This window comes from Brucella anthropi ATCC 49188 (genome assembly GCF_000017405.1).
GTDB lineage: Bacteria > Pseudomonadota > Alphaproteobacteria > Rhizobiales > Rhizobiaceae > Brucella > Brucella anthropi.
Map to the genome: position 1 here is coordinate 1456030 of NC_009667.1, position 18528 is coordinate 1474557.

Here is an 18528-nt window from a genome sequence, read left to right on the forward strand (position 1 = left end):
TCCACATCGACTAATCTGGATTAATTCTCGGGAATGCGGAAACTAACCTGTCCCTGTTCTCCCATTTTAGCCATTTCAGTAATATTAGGACGACTAAAACATGTATGCCAATGGTTGTGATTGCCCGTTGAGGGTTGTGCGTCTGTGGTTTTCCTTAAAAAATATCTGAATACATCTTATGGTGGTTGTCGTGACAGCTTGTGGTTTAATATCCCGAAAGATATTTTTAAGTCATTAGTGCGATATTGCCTCCCCGTATAAGGGATAAATGCATCGATATGTGGCAAAGCCGTAAACCTGAGATACCTGCAGATGTGCGGCTATCTTTTCTCAGAGCGCTGTATGGTAATCGTACCACGCTCTGGTTTGGCTTGCTCGCGCACGTTGTAGCCTGTGTCGTCATCTATGTGAAAACCGATGACTGGCGCTATCTGGTTTTTGGCGGTGTATTTGCCATCATTGCTGTTGGTCGCATCTTCGATATGCACAAGTTCGACCAGGCAAAACAGCAGTCGCTGTCCCATGCCGATCTCGACCGCTGGGAAACACGCTATCTGATCGGTGCGTCCGCCGTCTGCCTGACGCTCGGCATGTTGTGTTTCTTCTCAAGCTATGTGCTCAGGGATTCCTTTGCCGAACTTGCCAGCCTGACCGTGCTGCTTGCTTCGGTCGTTTCCATTGTGGGCCGCAATTATGCATCGGCGAAAGCCGTTGTTCTGATGTCGGCCTGCACGCTGATCCCGGTTCTGGCCGGGCTTATTCTGGCGGGAACGCCGTTTCACGTCATCATTGGCCTGCTGCTGATCCCGTATTTCCTGTCCAACATCCAGATGGCAAACGGTCTGCGCGAGTTTCTCTTCGCTGCAGTCATGGGCAAGCGACGCCTGTCCATTGTGGCCGGGCGTTTCGATGCTGCCCTCAACAACATGCCGCAGGGCTTGCTGATGTTCGACAGCCAGCAGCGCATTGCGGTCATCAACAATAAGGCCAAGGCGATGTTGCAGATCGCTGAACACACCAAGCTGCATGGCCGCAAGCTCGATGTTCTGCTGCGCTATTGCGCGAAGAAGGGACTGTTTCCGCAAAACGACCTGAAAAGTGTGCATGTGCGCATGCAGGATCTTCTGCTGGGCAAGCGCACGCGCGATATTTTCCAGCTTTCGAACCAGCGTTATATCGAATGTATCGGCAATCAGACCCTCAATGAGGGGGCCGTCCTGATGTTCGAGGATGTGACGCAGCGCGTGGAAGCGGAAGCGCGCATTCAGCATATGGCGCGTTATGACGGCCTGACAGGCCTGCCGAACCGCAATTATTTCGAAACCCTGGTGCGATCCATGCGTTCCCACCAGCAAGCGGGCACGCAGGCTGCGCTCATCGTCATCGACATCAATCATTTCAAGCATGTCAACGATACGTTGGGGCATCATACCGGTGACGTATTGCTGCGCCTGTTTGCAGAGCGGCTGAACTCGCTCGATCCGCAGCGTTTCGTCGCGTCACGCTTCGGCGGCGACGAATTCGTGGTGTTCGTCTTCAATCTGCGCAGCGAGGCCGACGTTGCAGGCGTGATGGATCATATCATGACCGTCGTGACCGGCGTCTACGATCTCGACGGCGATCAGGTGCATATCGATATCAGCGCTGGCATCGCGATCGAGGATATCGGAAGATGCGATGTCGGCAGCATGCATATCAGCGCCGATCTGGCGCTCTACGAAGCCAAAAGCATGGAAGACAAGCCCTGGTCGATCTTCATCGATGCGATGGACACCAAATATCGCGGGCGCCAGAAACTCAAAGCCGATTTGCGGCTTGCCATCGAGCATGGCGAGATCAAGGTCGTCTATCAGCCCATCGTCAGCGCGCAGTCCCTGCGCGTTGTTGCGTGTGAAGCGCTGGCGCGCTGGGAGCATCCGCAGCTTGGCTTTGTGCCGCCTGCGGAATTCATTCCGCTTGCGGAAGAAATGGGCATCATCACCGACATTACCCGCTTCATGCTGGCGCAGGCCTGTGCCGACTGTCTGTCATGGGGCGACCGCATCGGTGTTTCGGTCAATCTTTCGGCCATCGATCTGAAAAGCAATGACATCGCCCGCGACATCGCCAATGCCTTGCAGAAATCGGGCCTTCCGGCTCACCGCCTTGAGGTGGAAGTGACGGAAAGCGCCATCATCTCGGACCGCAACAAAACTTCGATGGTGTTGCAGCGGCTCAAGAACGCCGGGATCAATATCGCACTGGATGATTTCGGCACCGGCTATTCCAGTCTCAGCTATCTCAATACCTTGCAATTGACCAAGGTGAAGGTCGACCGTTCCTTCGTGCGCGACATTACCACCGACCGGCGCTCGCTCATGCTGCTTCGCGGCGTTACACAGCTTTCGCACGAGCTTGGGCTGGGCGTGACAGTCGAAGGTGTCGAAACAGAGGAACAGCTTGCGCTGATCCGTGTGGCGGCGGGTGCCGATCTCGTACAGGGCTATCTTCTCGGTATGCCTGTGCCTGTGGAAGCGATCAGCGCTATGACCACGAAAGCCGCAGCGCGCCGCGACGGCGGGCGAACCGTCGCCTGATTATTTCAGATTTAACTGTTTGTATTGGACGAGCTTCTCGCGGTTTTTCAAAGTACTGCGAAGTGTTCGGCATGTCTCATCTACGATGCTCAATGTCGTTGCCACTTCTCGTTTAAATCACAGGAATTTGAATATAAATATAATAATTGGGATTTTTTGAGATGCACGTATCATGCTCTTAATGTCTTAGGAGGATGTATATAAGTATTTCGTTATTTGCTTATAAAATGTCTATAAAATTCAATTTGAATATTTAAAGGGGAGGCGATGAAACGATTTTTTCGCTATGCTTTATATGGACTGATCGGGCTTGTTGTTCTTGCCGGTGTTGGTACTGCGGTCTTCTGGAAGAAAATCCACGAAAGCTGGGCGGTCTATCAATATGCCCAGATGTTCAAGGGGCCGGAAATTTTTGAAAACTTCCGCAACGTTTACAGGCGCTATCCATCGGTGCGCATCCCGCATGAGGGTGAAGTCAGCCAGCTGGTGAAAGAAGAGCGGCCCTTGCCGGAGACTTTTGTCTACAAGGGTGAGACCCGCAAGATTTCCGACTGGCTGAAGCGCGGCGGCACGACCGGTTTCATTGTTCTGAAAGACGGCGTGATCGTCCACGAGGAATATGATCACGGCAATACCGAGGCCACCCAGAGCATCGCATTTTCCATGTCGAAATCTGTCGTTTCCTTCCTTGTCGGCAATGCCGTTCGGGACGGTCTGATCGATATCAACCAGCCAGTCGACCGCTATGCGCCGGTGCTGGCCGAGGGCGGATACAAGGGCGTGACGGTCAAGAACGTGCTGCAGATGGCGTCTGGCATCGGATTTAACGAGAACTATGGTGATCTCAATTCCGATATCGTTCGGTATGCTGTCGAGCTTCTGACTGGCTCGATCACAAATTTCACCGCACATCTGAAAAATGAACGCCCGCAGGGAACGCTCAGCCACTATGTGTCGGCGGATACGCAAGTGCTCGGGCTGGTTTTGGAAGGCGCGACTGGTGTTCGTTTTCAGGATTATTTGAAGGACAAACTCTGGTCAAAGCTTGGAGCGGAAGCCGATGTCTATTGGGCGGTGGATCCCACGGGTGAAGCTGCTGCCGGGGCCGGCATGAATGCCGTGCTTCGCGATTATGCACGTTTCGGCCTGCTCTATCTCAATGAGGGTCGCAACTTCAAGGGTGAGCAGCTTGTGCCGGCGCAATGGGTGCACGATTCGGTAACGCCGGATGCGCCTTATCTGATGCCCGGTCGCAAGGATGCACTCGGCAAAATCCCGTTCGGCTATGGCTATCAGTGGTGGACGCCGGTTGACTGGCAGGGCGACTATAGTGCCGTTGGCATCTATGGGCAGTTCATCTATGTCAATCCTGCCAAAGGTGTCGTCATTGCCAAGACCTCGGCATATTCCAATTACAATGTCGACGGGCAGGATATGAAGGACGAAACGATGTATGCGTTTCAGGCTATCGCCAACGCGCTTTGAAGGCTCGTTTTCAAATCAAGGCAAATTCGTGAAATGGCCCCAGATGGGCCATTTTGCATTTTTATCTCGTTTGGCGCGCGCAAAAGCACAATCCAATTATGGCGAAGGAGTGTTTTTTGTGGGGCAATAAAAAGGCAGTGCAAAAAGTTATATCTTTACACGCTGATAAAGGCGCATATTCTGCGCACTGATTTGTGGGGTGCGGAAAATCGATTGCATGACGAATACAGCTGTTACAGGCGATAAACCGCCATTGTCCAATTTCGCGCGACAGCTGTTGCAGTTTCTCGACCGGGTGGAATATCGCCGCATTGTCCATGCGGAGGACCTCGAGGAAATCGGTCGTCTGCGTTACCGTTCCTACCGAACCCGCAATGTCATGCATGAGGCGGAAGTGCCGTCTATCGTTGATGATATCGACCGCGACAGCCATGCCTTCGTCTATGGTGTGTATGTGGACGGGCAATTGGTCAGCACGCTGCGCATCCATCATATTACGCCCGATCATCGTCGCGGCACGAGCTATGCACTGTTCCCGGATATTCTTGATCCGCTGCTCAATAGCGGTATGCATTTTGTTGATCCGACCCGTTTTGCCGCCGATCCCGAGCTATTGAGCGAATACCCGGCCATTCCCTACATCACGCTGCGCATCGCGGCGATGGCATCCGAATTTTTCGCGGCAGATCAATGTCTTGCCTCGGTGAAGCCGGAACATATGGCGTTCTACAAACGCATATTCGGCACCTCTGTCATGGCCGATGCGCGCGAACATGAAGGCTATGGAATCAGGGTCGGGCTTGGTTCCGCACCTATCCGCAATATTCGCGATGCGGTGGCGGTGCGCTTTCCGTTTTTCAAGTCGCAGCCGCATGAACGCCATGCGATGTTTGGTGACATGCGCAGCAGTTCCGTGCCGCTGACGATTTTGCCGACGGCGAAATATACTGGCCTCGGCGTATAAGAATCTAAAAACATCGCCGGATATTAAACAATTAAATGTAGCCAGAGGGGTGGTTTCGCTTTACGAAGATTGCGGAACCGCTTCTGCGGAGAGAGGGTAGTGCGACGAAAAGCCTTGCTGTCAAAGCATCGGTTTGTTCGGTCGCACATTGAAGATTGCAGTTATTTTCGCTTAACATGACGGTGTATGGGCGGAAATTCTGAATGGGTGGAACTAAAATGGCAGAACATCATACGACGGCTCCGGCTGAACTTGGCGCACCGATGGATTATTCCGAGCATGAGAAAACTTATGCCGGTTTCACGGGCCTGGTTAAATGGGGCACGGTGGCGCTCGTCGCCCTTATGATTGCCATGGCGTTCGGCTTTTTTGCTGGTGGTTTCTTCTCCGCGACCGTTCTTTTCATTCTAGTTTGTGTCGCTGCCTGGTTCATCCTCTAGCGCATCCTTTCGCCGCCGGATGGAGACCAACCGGTGGCGCACGATGCAGCTTTGGTGCTGAACCGGGATTAACCCGCACGATTTGATCGAATGCCTTGGCATGGGGTACCGTGCCGAGGGTTTATGCATGTCTGTAGTTCATTTTTAGAGCGCATCCCGAAAAGTGTGAAACGGTTTTCGGACCAGATGCGCGTTACAAAACAATAGTTAGAGCGCGTTTCGATCTGATTCAATCAGTTCGAAACGCGCTCTAAAAGGGCTTCTTCCCGGAAGCCCGTAATGCCGCCTGACCGGGGGAACCCCGGAAGAACGCCACGAAAGGGAAACCAGCTTGGCCCAGACGTTATTTATCCCGAAAGAGAGTGACCCCAGCGAGACCCGCGTTGCTGCGTCGGCGGAGACGGTGAAGAAGTTCATCGCGCTCGGTTTCGACGTTGTGGTGGAAAAAGGCGCTGGCGAGAAATCGCGCATTCCCGATGCCGAGTTTACGGCAGCCGGTGCCCGCATCGGCACAGTGGCGGATGCCAAAACGGCGGATGTGGTACTCAAGGTGCGGCGTCCGACGGATGCGGAACTCAAAGGGTATAAATCGGGCGCAGCGCTTTTCGCCATGCTTGATCCCTACGGCCATGAAGACGCTGTAGCGGCCCTTGCCAAGGCTGGCATTTCCGCTTTCACGATGGAGTTCATGCCGCGCATCACCCGTGCTCAAGTGATGGACGTCTTGTCGAGCCAAGCAAACCTCGCCGGTTATCAGGCGGTGATCGATGCGGCGGAAGTCTATGACCGCGCCATGCCGATGATGATGACGGCAGCGGGCACCGTGCCTGCCGCCAAAGTGTTCGTTATGGGGGCAGGCGTTGCCGGTCTTCAGGCCATTGCAACGGCGCGCCGTCTCGGTGCTGTCGTGACGGCAACCGACGTTCGCCCCGCCGCCAAGGAGCAGGTTGCTTCGCTCGGCGCGAAGTTCATCGCCGTTGAGGACGAAGAGTTCAAGGCTGCGGAAACTTCCGGCGGCTACGCCAAGGAAATGTCGAAGGAATATCAGGCGAAGCAGGCCGCACTTGTTGCCGACCATATCGCCAAGCAGGATATCGTCATCACAACGGCGCTCATTCCGGGGCGTCCGGCGCCGCGTCTGGTTTCCAAGGAAATGGTTGCTTCCATGCGTCCGGGTTCCGTGCTGGTCGATCTCGCGGTCGAGCGCGGCGGCAATGTCGAAGGCGCAGTTGCAGGCGAGATCGCTGACGTGAACGGCGTCAGGATCGTCGGTCACCTCAATGTGTCGGGCCGCATCGCCGCGAGCGCATCGCAGCTTTATGCACGCAACCTGATCGCCTTCGTCGAAACGCTGGTCGACAAGGAAGCCAAGGTCCTGAAAATCGACCCGGAAGAAGAGCTGGTCAAGGCTACGCTTCTGACCCATCAGGGCAAGATCTTGCATCCGGCGTTCGCCACGGCTGAGACAGCAGCGGCTCCGGCTGTCGCTGAAAAGGCTGCAAAGCCAAAGGCCGCGCCGAAACCGAAAGCGGAAAAACCGGCAGCAAAGGCAGCGGCGCCGAAGGCGGCTGCCAAGCCTGCCAAAAAAGCACCTGCAAAGGCGCCGAAGACGACGTCTTCCCCCAAGTCTCCAGTTGATGGAGGAGAGGCATAATGGCCGATACAAATCTCGACAAAGCCCTTGAGGGCCTTAATCAGGCGGCAGATGCCGTAAGGCAGGCAGCGGAAAATGCAGGCGGTCTGGGTGATGCAGCAGCGGCTGCCGCACATGCCGCATCGGGCGGTGCGATCGATCCGTTCGTGTTCCGCTTTGCGATTTTCATCCTGTCGATTTTCGTCGGCTACTATGTTGTGTGGTCGGTCACGCCTGCACTGCACACGCCGCTGATGGCCGTCACAAACGCCATTTCATCGGTGATCGTGGTGGGCGCGCTTCTGGCCGTCGGCCTTTCGCTTTCGGGCTGGGCAACCGGCTTCGGTTTCATTGCGCTCATTCTGGCGAGCGTCAACATTTTCGGCGGCTTCCTGGTCACCCAGCGCATGCTCGCCATGTACAAGAAAAAAGAAAAGTGAGGCTGAACCATTATGAGCGTTAATCTCGCAGCCTTCCTTTATCTCGTCTCCGGCGTGTTGTTCATTCTGGCGCTGCGCGGCCTGTCGCATCCGACGACCAGCCGTCAGGGCAATATGTACGGCATGATCGGTATGGCGATTTCCATCGTCACCACGCTTCTGCTGGCGCGTCCAAGCTTCGGCGGTCTGGCTCTCATCGTGGTCGGCATCGCCATTGGCGGCGGTATCGGTGCCGTCATCGCACGCCGCATCGCCATGACGGCCATGCCGCAGCTTGTTGCCGCGTTCCACTCGTTGATCGGTCTTGCCGCCGTTCTCGTGGCCGCTGCCGCAATTTACTCGCCGCATTCCTTCGGTATCGGCGAAGTGGGCCAGATCCACGGTCAGGCGCTGATCGAAATGTCGCTGGGCGTGGCCATCGGCGCAATCACCTTCACTGGCTCGATCATCGCCTTCCTCAAGCTTGATGGTCGCATGTCGGGCAAGCCGATCATGCTGCCGGGACGTCATGTCATCAACGCCGCTTTGGCCGCAGCCATCGTGTTGCTGGTCGTTGTGCTGGTAAACACCGAAAGCCATTTCGTGTTCTGGCTGATCGTGCTTCTGTCGCTGGTGTTCGGCGTGCTGATCATCGTGCCAATCGGCGGCGCAGACATGCCGGTCGTGGTCTCCATGCTCAATTCCTATTCGGGCTGGGCAGCGGCAGGCATCGGCTTCACGCTCGGCAATCTGGCGCTGATCATCACCGGCGCGCTGGTCGGCTCTTCGGGCGCGATCCTGTCCTACATCATGTGTAAGGGCATGAACCGTTCGTTCATCTCGGTCATTCTCGGCGGCTTTGGCGGCGATACGTCCGGCGGTCCGGCTGGCGAGGTCGAACAGCGCCCGGTCAAGCAGGGTTCTGCCGACGACGCGGCCTTCATCATGAAGAACGCTTCCAAGGTCATCATCGTGCCGGGCTATGGCATGGCGGTGGCGCAGGCCCAGCACGCGCTGCGTGAAATGGCCGACAAGCTCAAGGCCGAAGGCGTGGAAGTCAAATACGCCATCCATCCGGTGGCCGGTCGTATGCCGGGCCATATGAACGTGCTTCTGGCCGAGGCCAACGTGCCTTACGATGAAGTGTTCGAGCTGGAAGACATCAATTCGGAATTCGCGCAGGCCGATGTGGCTTTCGTGATCGGCGCGAACGACGTCACCAATCCGGCGGCGAAGACCGATCCGAAGTCACCGATCTTCGGCATGCCGATCCTCGATGTCGACAAGGCTGGCACGGTTCTGTTCATCAAGCGCGGCATGGGCTCCGGCTATGCGGGCGTGGAAAACGAACTGTTCTTCCGCGACAACACCATGATGCTCTTCGCCGATGCGAAGAAGATGGTGGAGAGTATTGTGAAAGCCCTCGATCACTAGGCCTTCGATATTCGGGTTCTGGCGGCCTGCAAATGGCGCGGTTCTGCGCTTCCGGTGCTCATGTACGTTAAGTACACTCCGCTCTGGTTCTCGAACCTCACCATTTTCGGCACGCCATTTCCCCGAATCTCATAAGGCCGGGGTGCCCGGTTGGAAAACAAAAAGGCGGCTTCGAGCCGCCTTTTTGTTTGAGTTTTCGATCGGGCTTCAGCCGTAGATCATCTTGTCCTGCAACGCGCGCAGTTCGGCGATCTTGGAGCCCGGCTGCGGTGCCGCATTGGCATAGGTGATGAGTTCGCCCTTCCTGATCGGCGCGATGACCGTGCCGTTCTGGAGCAGGCCGCAGGGGATGGCCTTGGCCGCATGCGCTTCAGGCGTCGTCATGATCCACGAGCGGTAGCAATATTGCCCGATGGCATCCAGATGATCGCCGGGCTGCAAGTCCTTCTTGGCGACGGCGCAGACTTCCGCCACAGGCTTTGGCAGCGGCACCATATCGGTCTTGCCGTGCAGCACGACACGAGCGACGGTGAGCGGTACTTCCAGCGAGGTGAGGTGGAAAGGCCGATGGAAGGTGAAGTAGGGGCCTTTGCCCATCTTCAGGTCTTCCAGACGTTCGACAAGGCGCGGATGTTCCATCTTGGCGATGACGAAGACACCGGGCGACACGCCGCGCCCGATGGAATAATCGACCACGCCGGTCTTGTTCAGAACACCGCCGTCTTCCTTCGGAATCAAAGTGCGGTTCAGCTCGTCAATGGCTGCCTTGGGGCCATGCATGCCCGCAATATCCGGCACAAGGCCGGTTGCATTGGCGATGGCCGCCATTTCAACCATCGTTTTGGAACCATCGACGAACTCCACCAGCAGGCGGACATTCATATTCCGGCGGTCGGCTTCTTCCTGATAATCGTCTGGGATCGCGTCGAAATTGAGCGGATTGTTCTTGCCTTTGCCAGCGGCCACGACCTTGTGCCCCATGGCGGAAACGAACTCGATCAGTTCCATGCAGGATGACGGCTCGTCGCCCGCGCCAAGGGAATAGATCACGCCGTGCTTGTCGGCCTCGGCCTTGAGGTAGGGCCCGATGGTGACATCCGCCTCGACATTCATCATGACGAGGTGCTTGCCGTTACGGATGGCCTTGATGCCGGTCTGAGCCCCCACTTCCGGAATACCAGTCGCATCGATGATGACATCGAGCAGCGGGTTGGAAAGGATCAGGTCATTGTCATCGGTGACGGCGATCTTGCCGCTTTCGATGGCGCTGGTCATTGCGGATTCTGTGCGGGCTTCTCGCGCGTTTTCCTCGTCGCCATAGGCGGTGCGGACAGCTTTGAAAGTGTTGGGCAGTCTGCGGGCAGAAAGAGCGCCGACTTCGATGCCCTGCATCCGCGCCACCTGCGTGACGATGTCGGTGCCCATTTCGCCAGCGCCAATCAGACCGATGCGGATCGGCTTGCCGGTTTCCGCTCGCGCTGCGAGATCGCGCGCCAGTCCTACCAGTGCCACATTTGTCGTCATGAAACTCTCCGCAAAACTTCAAGGCCGCTTCTTCGCGGTAATTTTGTCACGCTTATGTTGTTATAGATGCGTATTGGATGAACAGTCTCTATATCAACACTGACAGACGCGCATCCCCAAACTGCGCGACAAAATATGCATCCCTTTAGTGGGCCACTGGAGCCAAAATGAGCAGCGTATCCCCTTTCGATCTCGTGATCTTCGACTGTGACGGCGTTCTTGTCGATAGCGAGCCGCTTTCCTGTCTGGCTTTCGAGCAGGTCTATGCCAATCACGGCATGAAGCTGCCGGAAGGAACGGTCGCCAAGGGCATCGGCATGAAGCAGGCCGATATCATGAAGATGATTGAGGACATGACCGGGCACCGTCTGCCGGAGGAGGCCACCAGCCAATTCTGGCCCGAGACGAAAATCCTGTTCGCGGAGGCTCTGCAGCCAACCATCGGCATTGCCAATTTCCTGCGCGATCTGCCGCAAAAGCGTTGCGTTGCATCGTCGTCGCAGCCGGAGCGTATCGCGTTCAGCCTGGAAAAGACCGGCATCAGCCATTATTTCGGCGATGCCGTTTACTCGTCCAGCATGGTCAAGCGCGGCAAGCCGGCGCCAGACCTGTTCCTGTTTGCAGCCGACAAGATGGGCATCGATCCGGCGCGTTGCGTGGTGATCGAGGATTCTCCCTTCGGTGTCGAAGGCGCTATCGCGGCAGGCATGACGGCATTCGGCTATACGGGCGGCGGACATACTTATACCGGGCACGCCGAAAAATTGACGGGCAGGGGGGCGCATAGGGTTTTCTCGCACTGGGATGATATAGCACGGGAAATTCTGGTTGCCGCCTGAGTGTCTGATCCAAAAGTCGCCATGCCGGACTGCAAATGGCAATTTCTGCGCTTCCGGTGCTCATGTACATTTAAGTACATTGCGCTCCGGTTCTCGAAATCACCATTTTCGCCATGGCCTGCCACTTTTTGATTCAGACACCAGGCTTTATTGGTTAAACACAAGGCAAATCACATCAGCAGGAATAGCCAGCGAATGAAAGACGCAATCACGCTCGACCAGTTGCGCGAGGCAATCGGCACGGAAGTCGGATGTTCCGAGTGGCGCGAAGTCACGCAGGAAATGATCAACCAGTTCGCAGATGCGACCGACGATCATCAGTTCATCCATGTCGACCCGGAACGCGCCGCCAAGGAAACGCCGTTTGGCGGCACCATCGCGCATGGCTTCCTGACGCTGTCGCTACTCTCTACGCTGGCTTACGAAGCGCTTCCGATGCTGGAAGGTGCTACGATGGGCATCAATTACGGCTTCGACAAGCTGCGCTTCATGTCGCCAGTCAAGACCGGCGCCCGCGTGCGCGCCCGCTTCAAGCTGGCGGATGCGGATATCCGCCCGTCAGGTCGCGTGGTCAATCATTATGATGTGACGCTGGAAATCGAAAACTCGCTGAAGCCTGCGCTGACGGCCACCTGGCTGACGATTGCCGTCGTGGAGCCGTCGGAGGCTTAAGCAGTTCAAGCCGCTTCGCTATGTCGAACTGGAAGCCGTCCTTCTTCATCGAGAGGGGCGGCTTTTCCTTTGTGTTCGGTCATCAGCTCGCGGAAGAAGAACGGGCCGTGCAGGAACATGCCGAAATCGTAGAAGTTCTTCTTCTCCGCCCCGCGCATGTAAAGCAGATGCATCAGGAAGAAATTGCCCTTCGACCGCTTGTAGCGGTTTTCGCTGTGCACGTTCTTGAAGCGGATGCGGTTGATAAGCGGCGGGTTGGTGGTCTCTAGCTTCAGAACCTTGGCCGGGTTCGAGCCGTAGAAGTGGATAATGTCGGTCAGCACCTGGAATTCCGACCACAGGACCGGGCTTTCCTCGATCACCACGCGCGCGTCCTCGCGTAGCGACTTTGCCTTTGGGTGAAGGGCGATCATCATCAGGCATGAGCCGATGGCGAGCAGCGACACGGGCTGTTTTGCCAGAAGATCGGGACGCTCGCGCTGCAGATCGGCAAGCGCTTCCACGGCTGGAACCGTGCCAAGACTATGCGCAACGATGATGACCTCATCGGCATTGCTGGCTTCGATCTTCTGCTTCAGGGCTTCCGCAAAAGCCTTGCGCCGCTGGTTGAGCTTCTCGTTGCGCCCGTGGATACGATCATAGGCCGCAGACCAGTCGTCGAGCAGATAGGACATGAAAAACCGGTCGCCGGGTTTGCGCACGAGCAGGGTTGCGACGACGGCGGCAAGCGGAACCGACCACAAGAGATGCAGCGCGGAAAGGCCTGCTGCCATCGGTGTGAAAGCGAGCAAGGCAGCGATAGTCAGAATCGCCAGCGACAGCAGAAATGGCCACAGGAAAAACAGGACAAAGCGCCAGCTCGTCGTCAGATAGCGCCACAGCGTTCCGGTGAAGAGGATGTTCAGGAATGCGTGAAAGCCGGTCAGCATCCGCTTCGGTGTGGAGCGCGCGGCGTAATCGTCAAAAATATCCGCAGTGCCGAACTGGCAGAATTCGGTTTCCGTCTGCCAGCCATTGCCCACGGTGACGGCAGTGGTCGTGCCGCAATCGTCAGGCTCCTCGGTCATGGGCGGAAGCTTGGTCTTTGCCTTCCACAGGCGGTCGAAATCCTTCAGGGCCTGCGCGTGGCGCACGCGGACGGCTTTCGGGTGCAGGCCTTCATAGCCTGTGAACTGGATAACGAGTCGTTTGCGGAGGGACATCAGGAGAATCGGATAAATTGAGAGGAGGCATTATCGGTTTGCTGGCAAAATGCTATGCATAGCTATTGAGGCCGAATTATGCGGGAAACGCGTGCCGCATAGCCTATTCGCGCGGTTGCGGCCATAGTAATTCGTGTGCAAGCCGGTATTTCACGCAAGCCGGTGGGCAAAGTTGCATCTTGAGGTGGACAGGGTGGGCTCTTTCTGGTATTAGCCACGACCAATTTGCAGCGTATCCGTTGCGAAGCTTGGGAGCCTTTGGGCGTTGCTCGGCCGGTCAGACCGGCTGAAATCGTTAAAAGACCCCCTAACGGCCTCAGGCTTAACCGAAATTCTAACCGATACGGGAATACACGTGCAGGTACTCGTCCGCGATAATAATGTTGATCAGGCTCTCCGCGCTCTCAAGAAAAAGATGCAGCGCGAAGGTATCTTCCGCGAAATGAAGATGCGCGGCCACTATGAAAAGCCGTCCGAAAAGCGCGCTCGCGAAAAGGCAGAAGCCGTTCGTCGTGCACGCAAGCTGGCCCGTAAGCGCGCTCAGCGTGAAGGCCTCATCGGCGGCCGTCCGGGCGCTCGCTGATCGACCTTGAAAACAGGCGCTGCTGGACAGCGCCTTTTTTGCTTTCCGGTGCTGGCTTCAGCTTGCGCCGGATTTTGCACGTTTTGACTTCAGATATTTGAGATGTTTCCCGTGCAGTGTGAAACGATTTTATGTCGGCTAGTGGATTGAATTTGACGTTTGATACCCGTCCGACATTAATCCCGTTTCAAACGTCAAATTCGAAAAATCCACTAGATACATAAAGTTACTAGTGGTCTTTTTGATTCCGACATTTGCTCAGCGCTTATATCCGAGGGATGCAAATGTCGGAATCAGACCACTGGATGTATTTTCATAACTTCGAGCCTCTATTTTTAATGCAGCGTTACGAAAAGTTTCTGGACTTCTTGCACACCATTATGTGTAAAAACAAATAATTAGGATATTCAACTGTCAGGCGGGCTATCCGAAGGCAAGCCAAGCTTAAGAACATGCCGCCTTTTTGCTGTTTTTATCTGCTGGTTGAGACCAGTATAGTACCGTAACAGACAGAATAGCCCGGCATGAGTTAGCTCCGGAAACCGGGCTGGCACGGGATGGAAAAGAGGCAGAAGGGCCTTGCGCCCCTATGCGAGCTGAAAGGAATGCAGTCGTTGCCCACGCGCTTGAAGATGATGCAATCGTCTGGAACAGGTCGAAACGGCCTTCTCATTGCCGCCGCACTTCTGGCTTTGACCGTTGCTGGCTGCCAAAGCTCCACAACCACCGCACTCAGCACTGTCGATAAGGCGCAGGGGTCGAGCGAGAACATCAGTTCGCTGACAAGCGTGATCCAGAGCAATCCGCGCGATCCGGAAGGCTACAATGTGCGTGGTTCCGCCTATGGCAAGTCCGGGCGCTACAAGGAAGCGCTGCGCGATTTTGATCAGGCAATAGCGCTCAATCCGAATTTCTATCAGGCCTATGCCAACCGCGCGCTGGTCTATCGCTATATGGGTGACAGCACCAAGGCCGTGCAGGATTACAGCAAGGCCATCCAGCTAAATTCGCAATATGACGCTGCCTATATCGGGCGCGGCAATGTCTATCGTCAGGCCGGTCGTCTTGATCAGGCGCTCAGCGACTTCAATCAGGCTATTGCCCTGCAGACCACCGACGGTCGCGCCTACCATAATCGCGGCCTGATCTATCAGGCCAAGGGCCAGCACAAGCAGGCCATCGAGGATTTCTCCAAGGCAATTTCGCTCAATTCCACGGCGCCGGAACCTTATAACGGTCGCGGCATTTCCTATGTGGCGCTCGGCGACTACGACAATGCCTTCGACGATTTCAACACAGCCATTACGCTCGATCAGAATATTGCGGAAAGCTGGGCCAATCAGGCGCTTGTCTACGAGCACAATGGCGACAAGGCCAAGGCTGCAAATTCCTATTCGCGCGCGGTACAGCTTGATCCGAAATACCAGCCTGCAAAAGACGGTCTGGCCCGCACACGCGGATAACCTTCGATCTTATCAAGAATTGAAGAGTGATAGCGGCGTTTTCCAAAATCGAAAGCGCCGCTTTTCTTTATAGTTGGCCGCGATATATTGAATCTTATGTCGCTCTTCGATCACATCGGATTCAAAGCCCGTAACGTCAATCGCAGCCTTTCCTTTTACGAAAGCTGTATGCCCGAACTTGGCCTGGAGGTCATTGCCCGATCAGGCAGCGGTTTCTTCGTCAGTGGGGGAGAGCGGGCGCCGGTTCCGTTTCTGTGGATCCATGGCAGCCACGATGGGGCAGGCGCTGGCGAGGGCAAGCCCGGCGACCGCCTGCACCTGATGTTTACAGCCGGAAGCCGCGAGGCGGTGGAGGCGTTTCATGAGGCCGCGCTGAAGGCAGGCGGCAGGGATAGTGGCGGCCCCGGCTATCAGGGACCGGAAGAGATGGGCTATTACGCGGCACTGGTCTTCGATCCCGACGGAAACACGCTGGAAGCGGGTTTCCGCGAGAGGAAAAGATAAGCGGACCAGTAAAGGGTCAGGCGCGCAGGTTGCGCTTGTCCAGACGGCTCACCAGCCGGTCGCCGATCCACTGGATGCCGCAAACCATGATGATGAGGATGATCACGACTGCGATCATGATCTGCGTCTCGAAGCGCTGATAGCCATAGCGAATGGCAAGATCGCCGAGACCGCCAGCACCGATGGCGCCCGCCATTGCCGATGCGCCGACCAGAGTGATGATCGTGACCGTGAAGCCCGCGATGATGCCCGGCAGGGCTTCCGGAACCAGCACTTCGCGCACGATGGTCCAGCGGTTTGCACCCATGGAGCGCGCGGCTTCGATGAGGCCGTGGTCCACTTCACGCAACGACACTTCCGCAATACGCGCATAATAGGGAATAGCGGCAATGGAAAGCGGCACGATGGAGGCCCATGTGCCGATGGACGTGCCGACGATGAAGCGCGTGACGGGAATGAGCGCCACCAGCAGAATGATGAACGGAACCGAGCGGAAGCCATTGATGATGGCGCCGAGGATCGTGTTCAGCGTCAGGTTCTGTGCGAGGCCACCCCGTTCAGTCAGGATCATGATGAGTGCGAGCGGCAGACCGACGACAAGCGAGATCAGGCTCGAAAAGCCGGTCATGATGATGGTCTCCCAGAAGGAGCGCCAGAGAAGATCAAGCATCGCCTGAGACATAGCCGAGTACCTCCGTGGCGTCTGCATGGGTGTTGAGATAGGTGATTGCGGCGTCGAACTTCGCTTTGTCCTCAGCGGGCAGGCTGATGAAGAGCGTGCCGACTGGCTCTCCCTGGATCGTGTCCATGCCGCCATGGATCAGTTGCGGCACAAGGCCGGTGGTCACTGTCACATCGTTGAAGAAGGCGCCTTTTGCGGCTGCGCCCGACAGCTTTACCTTCAGCACGGCGAGGGCGCCGGATTTTTCCAGCTGGTCGCGCCAGACGGCAGGCAGTTCCGGCGTCAGCACCTGCAACATGCTTTGCGTGACGGGCGATAGCGGATTGGCGAAGACTTTCCAGACCGGACCTTCCTCGGCGATAGCGCCGTGGTCGAGCACGATGACGCGGTCGGCAATGCGGCGGATGACTTCCATCTCATGCGTGATGAGCAGGATGGTGAGACCGAGCTTGGTGTTGATGTCTTTCAGCAGCGCCAGAATGGACTGCGTGGTTTCCGGGTCGAGCGCGGATGTCGCTTCGTCCGAAAGCAGCACAGCCGGTTCGGCAGCAAGGGCGCGGGCAATGCCGACGCGCTGCTTCTGACCACCGGAAAGCTGGGCTGGATAATGCTTTGCCTTGTCGGAAAGGCCGACCAGTTCCAGAAGTTCCGCGACACGCCTGGCGCGTTCGGCCTTCGGCTTGCCCGCGATCTTCAGCGGCAAAGCGATGTTTTCCGCAACCGTCTTGGCCGAAAGCAGATTGAAATGCTGGAACACCATGCCGATGCGGCGGCGCAAGGGGCGCAGTGCGTCTTCGCCAAGACCAGTGATTTCGCGACCTTCGATCAGGATCGAACCGGCGTCCGGCTTTTCAAGGCCGTTGACGCAACGGATCAGCGTGGACTTGCCCGCGCCGCTGCGACCGATGATGCCGAGAATTTCGCCGCGCGCGACGGAAAGCGAAACGCCATTGATAGCTGCCGTATCGCCGAACATTCGGCGCACGTCTTTCATCTCGACGATGGGCGCTGATGTGGCGGGTGGCTTTTCAATGGTCACGGTCGTTTCTTCTATGTCTGGATAGGCCGCTGCGAACAGCGGCTGTTTTATTAAGGTTCAAGGAAGGATGATGCCTCGCTCAAGCCATCAGCTTTTGCTGTGGCGATGCTTTAGGGCAATTTTTGTCGGTACGTCAATAAAAGCCGCGCCGGAAACGGTTCCGGCGCGGTCTTTCAAGCTTCAAAAGCGATTATTTCCAGGCCGGGATGCCGGTGCCCTTGTAGGCACGGTCGATTTCGGCCTTCACGGCGTCGTTCTGGAACGAAGCCACGAGGTTTTTCACCCATTCGGCGTTTTCATCTTCGGTGCGGACCGCGATGAAGTTGTTGTACGGGTTGTTTTCCTTCGATTCCCAGCCGATTGCCTCTTCCTTCTTGAGGCCTGCCTTTGCTGCCCAATCGTTGTTCACGATGGCTGCATCGAGGTCATCGATGGAACGGCCGACAACACCGGCGTCGAGTTCCTTGATCTCAAGCTTCTTCGGGTTTTCAACGATGTCGATCGGGGTGGCCAGAATGCCTGCATCCGGCTTCAGCTTGATGAGGCCTTTCTCTTCCAGAACGCGAAGGGCGCGGCCTTCGTTTGACGGATCGTTCGGCACGCCGACGACCGCGCCTTCCTTCAGTTCGTCAAGGCTCTTGTGCTTGCGCGAATAAATGCCGATCGGCCAGACGGCGGTGTAGCCGGCGACGCTGATCTTGTAGCCGTGCTGCTTGACCTGCTCATCGAGATAAGGCTTGTGCTGGAAGGCGTTGGCGTCGATTTCCTTGCGTTCCAGAGCTTCATTCGGCTGGTTGTAATCGTTGAAGGTCACGCGCTCGATGTTGAGGCCGTGCTTCTTGCCTTCTTCGGCAACGACTTTCCAGACGTCTTCGTCTTCACCGCCCATGATGCCGACCTTGATGGTCTTGTCTTCTGCGTGGCTCGGTGCCGACGCGAAGCCGACAGTCAGTGCGGCTGCGGTGAAGAGAAGGGCTTTCAGACCGGCGCGACGGGTCAGCGTGTAGCGGGAAAGGACTGACGACATTTTGTTTTCCTTGTTTAAAAACTTTGGAGAGCCGGTCCCGGA

The 18528-nt window shown here is 56.4% G+C and carries 17 protein-coding genes; 12 read left to right on the plus strand and 5 right to left on the minus strand.

All coding sequences use genetic code 11. The features are described 5' to 3' along the window. Positions 1-278 precede the first annotated feature (278 nt). The 7 genes from OANT_RS07125 (at position 279) to OANT_RS07155 (ending at position 8951) form a co-directional block, all read left to right on the plus strand. On the plus strand, positions 279-2576 hold the full coding sequence (locus OANT_RS07125; RefSeq protein WP_012091459.1) for a putative bifunctional diguanylate cyclase/phosphodiesterase: 2298 nt from the start codon (positions 279-281) through the stop codon (positions 2574-2576). 267 nt (positions 2577-2843) lie between these two features. After that, positions 2844-4061 carry a serine hydrolase domain-containing protein gene (locus OANT_RS07130; protein WP_012091460.1) on the plus strand — a complete coding sequence of 406 codons (1218 nt, stop codon included), beginning with the start codon at positions 2844-2846 and terminating at the stop codon, positions 4059-4061. Positions 4062-4278: 217 nt separating this feature from the next. Beyond that, positions 4279-5025: an N-acyl amino acid synthase FeeM domain-containing protein gene (locus tag OANT_RS07135; RefSeq protein WP_010659449.1), complete on the plus strand. Its 747-nt coding sequence runs from the start codon at positions 4279-4281 to the stop codon at positions 5023-5025. A gap of 218 nt (positions 5026-5243) precedes the next feature. Beyond that, complete coding sequence (locus OANT_RS07140) at positions 5244-5465, plus strand: aa3-type cytochrome c oxidase subunit IV (protein WP_010659450.1); 222 nt, start codon at positions 5244-5246, stop codon at positions 5463-5465. Between the two features lie 331 nt (positions 5466-5796). Next, positions 5797-7119: a Re/Si-specific NAD(P)(+) transhydrogenase subunit alpha gene (locus OANT_RS07145; RefSeq protein WP_012091461.1), complete on the plus strand. Its 1323-nt coding sequence runs from the start codon at positions 5797-5799 to the stop codon at positions 7117-7119. Then, on the plus strand, positions 7119-7538 hold the full coding sequence (locus OANT_RS07150; RefSeq protein WP_012091462.1) for a proton-translocating transhydrogenase family protein: 420 nt from the start codon (positions 7119-7121) through the stop codon (positions 7536-7538). The genes OANT_RS07145 and OANT_RS07150 overlap by 1 nt, the downstream gene beginning before the upstream one ends. Positions 7539-7550: 12 nt before the next feature. Continuing rightward, positions 7551-8951 carry an NAD(P)(+) transhydrogenase (Re/Si-specific) subunit beta gene (locus tag OANT_RS07155; protein WP_012091463.1) on the plus strand — a complete coding sequence of 467 codons (1401 nt, stop codon included), beginning with the start codon at positions 7551-7553 and terminating at the stop codon, positions 8949-8951. Between the two features lie 207 nt (positions 8952-9158). Here the strand turns inward: OANT_RS07155 and OANT_RS07160 are convergent, their stop codons facing one another. Beyond that, positions 9159-10475 carry a 1-deoxy-D-ribulose 5-phosphate reductoisomerase gene (locus OANT_RS07160; RefSeq protein ID WP_012091464.1) on the minus strand — a complete coding sequence of 439 codons (1317 nt, stop codon included), beginning with the start codon at positions 10473-10475 and terminating at the stop codon, positions 9159-9161. 167 nt (positions 10476-10642) lie between these two features. On the opposite strand from OANT_RS07160, the gene OANT_RS07165 reads away from it, so the two are divergent. Then, on the plus strand, positions 10643-11314 hold the full coding sequence (locus OANT_RS07165; protein ID WP_012091465.1) for an HAD family hydrolase: 672 nt from the start codon (positions 10643-10645) through the stop codon (positions 11312-11314). A gap of 195 nt (positions 11315-11509) precedes the next feature. Continuing rightward, positions 11510-11986: a MaoC family dehydratase gene (locus OANT_RS07170; RefSeq protein WP_012091466.1), complete on the plus strand. Its 477-nt coding sequence runs from the start codon at positions 11510-11512 to the stop codon at positions 11984-11986. Positions 11987-11991: 5 nt separating this feature from the next. On the opposite strand, the gene OANT_RS07175 is transcribed toward OANT_RS07170, so the two are convergent. Beyond that, a complete protein-coding gene (locus tag OANT_RS07175) occupies positions 11992-13188 on the minus strand; it encodes a hypothetical protein (RefSeq protein WP_012091467.1) in 1197 nt (398 codons plus the stop codon). 355 nt (positions 13189-13543) lie between these two features. Here OANT_RS07175 and rpsU point away from each other — a divergent pair, with 355 nt between their 5' ends. The 3 genes from rpsU to OANT_RS07190 all read left to right on the plus strand — a co-directional run bounded on the left by rpsU (position 13544) and on the right by OANT_RS07190 (position 15738). Beyond that, positions 13544-13771 carry a 30S ribosomal protein S21 gene (gene rpsU, locus OANT_RS07180; protein WP_010659458.1) on the plus strand — a complete coding sequence of 76 codons (228 nt, stop codon included), beginning with the start codon at positions 13544-13546 and terminating at the stop codon, positions 13769-13771. Positions 13772-14376: 605 nt separating this feature from the next. Further along, positions 14377-15234 (plus strand): tetratricopeptide repeat protein, encoded by an 858-nt coding sequence (locus OANT_RS07185; protein WP_010659459.1) that lies wholly within the window; start codon positions 14377-14379, stop codon positions 15232-15234. A 96-nt stretch (positions 15235-15330) separates the two neighbouring features. Continuing rightward, entirely contained in the window at positions 15331-15738 is a 408-nt protein-coding gene (locus OANT_RS07190; RefSeq protein ID WP_012091469.1) for a VOC family protein, read from the plus strand. 16 nt (positions 15739-15754) lie between these two features. On the opposite strand, the gene OANT_RS07195 is transcribed toward OANT_RS07190, so the two are convergent. From OANT_RS07195 to OANT_RS07205, 3 genes are all read right to left on the minus strand, one after another. Next, complete coding sequence (locus tag OANT_RS07195) at positions 15755-16420, minus strand: methionine ABC transporter permease (RefSeq protein WP_010659461.1); 666 nt, start codon at positions 16418-16420, stop codon at positions 15755-15757. Then, positions 16401-17459: a methionine ABC transporter ATP-binding protein gene (locus OANT_RS07200; protein ID WP_040129125.1), complete on the minus strand. Its 1059-nt coding sequence runs from the start codon at positions 17457-17459 to the stop codon at positions 16401-16403. Before OANT_RS07200 ends, OANT_RS07195 begins: the two co-directional genes overlap by 20 nt. A gap of 190 nt (positions 17460-17649) precedes the next feature. Then, complete coding sequence (locus OANT_RS07205) at positions 17650-18486, minus strand: MetQ/NlpA family ABC transporter substrate-binding protein (RefSeq protein ID WP_010659463.1); 837 nt, start codon at positions 18484-18486, stop codon at positions 17650-17652. Between the last annotated feature and the right edge of the window lie 42 nt (positions 18487-18528).

Excerpts from the sequence above, each read along its gene's own strand:
- OANT_RS07205 (WP_010659463.1), bottom strand. The coding sequence starts at position 18,486 with ATGTCGTCAGTCCTTTCCCGCTACACGCTGACCCGTCGCGCCGGTCTG.
- OANT_RS07140 (WP_010659450.1), top strand. The coding sequence starts at position 5,244 with ATGGCAGAACATCATACGACGGCTCCGGCTGAACTTGGCGCACCGATG.
- OANT_RS07150 (WP_012091462.1), top strand. The coding sequence starts at position 7,119 with ATGGCCGATACAAATCTCGACAAAGCCCTTGAGGGCCTTAATCAGGCG.
- OANT_RS07175 (WP_012091467.1), bottom strand. The coding sequence starts at position 13,188 with ATGTCCCTCCGCAAACGACTCGTTATCCAGTTCACAGGCTATGAAGGC.
- OANT_RS07135 (WP_010659449.1), top strand. The coding sequence starts at position 4,279 with ATGACGAATACAGCTGTTACAGGCGATAAACCGCCATTGTCCAATTTC.
- OANT_RS07195 (WP_010659461.1), bottom strand. The coding sequence starts at position 16,420 with ATGTCTCAGGCGATGCTTGATCTTCTCTGGCGCTCCTTCTGGGAGACC.
- OANT_RS07185 (WP_010659459.1), top strand. The coding sequence starts at position 14,377 with ATGCAGTCGTTGCCCACGCGCTTGAAGATGATGCAATCGTCTGGAACA.
- OANT_RS07125 (WP_012091459.1), top strand. The coding sequence starts at position 279 with ATGTGGCAAAGCCGTAAACCTGAGATACCTGCAGATGTGCGGCTATCT.
- OANT_RS07160 (WP_012091464.1), bottom strand. The coding sequence starts at position 10,475 with ATGACGACAAATGTGGCACTGGTAGGACTGGCGCGCGATCTCGCAGCG.
- OANT_RS07165 (WP_012091465.1), top strand. The coding sequence starts at position 10,643 with ATGAGCAGCGTATCCCCTTTCGATCTCGTGATCTTCGACTGTGACGGC.
- OANT_RS07130 (WP_012091460.1), top strand. The coding sequence starts at position 2,844 with ATGAAACGATTTTTTCGCTATGCTTTATATGGACTGATCGGGCTTGTT.
- OANT_RS07190 (WP_012091469.1), top strand. The coding sequence starts at position 15,331 with ATGTCGCTCTTCGATCACATCGGATTCAAAGCCCGTAACGTCAATCGC.
- OANT_RS07170 (WP_012091466.1), top strand. The coding sequence starts at position 11,510 with ATGAAAGACGCAATCACGCTCGACCAGTTGCGCGAGGCAATCGGCACG.
- OANT_RS07155 (WP_012091463.1), top strand. The coding sequence starts at position 7,551 with ATGAGCGTTAATCTCGCAGCCTTCCTTTATCTCGTCTCCGGCGTGTTG.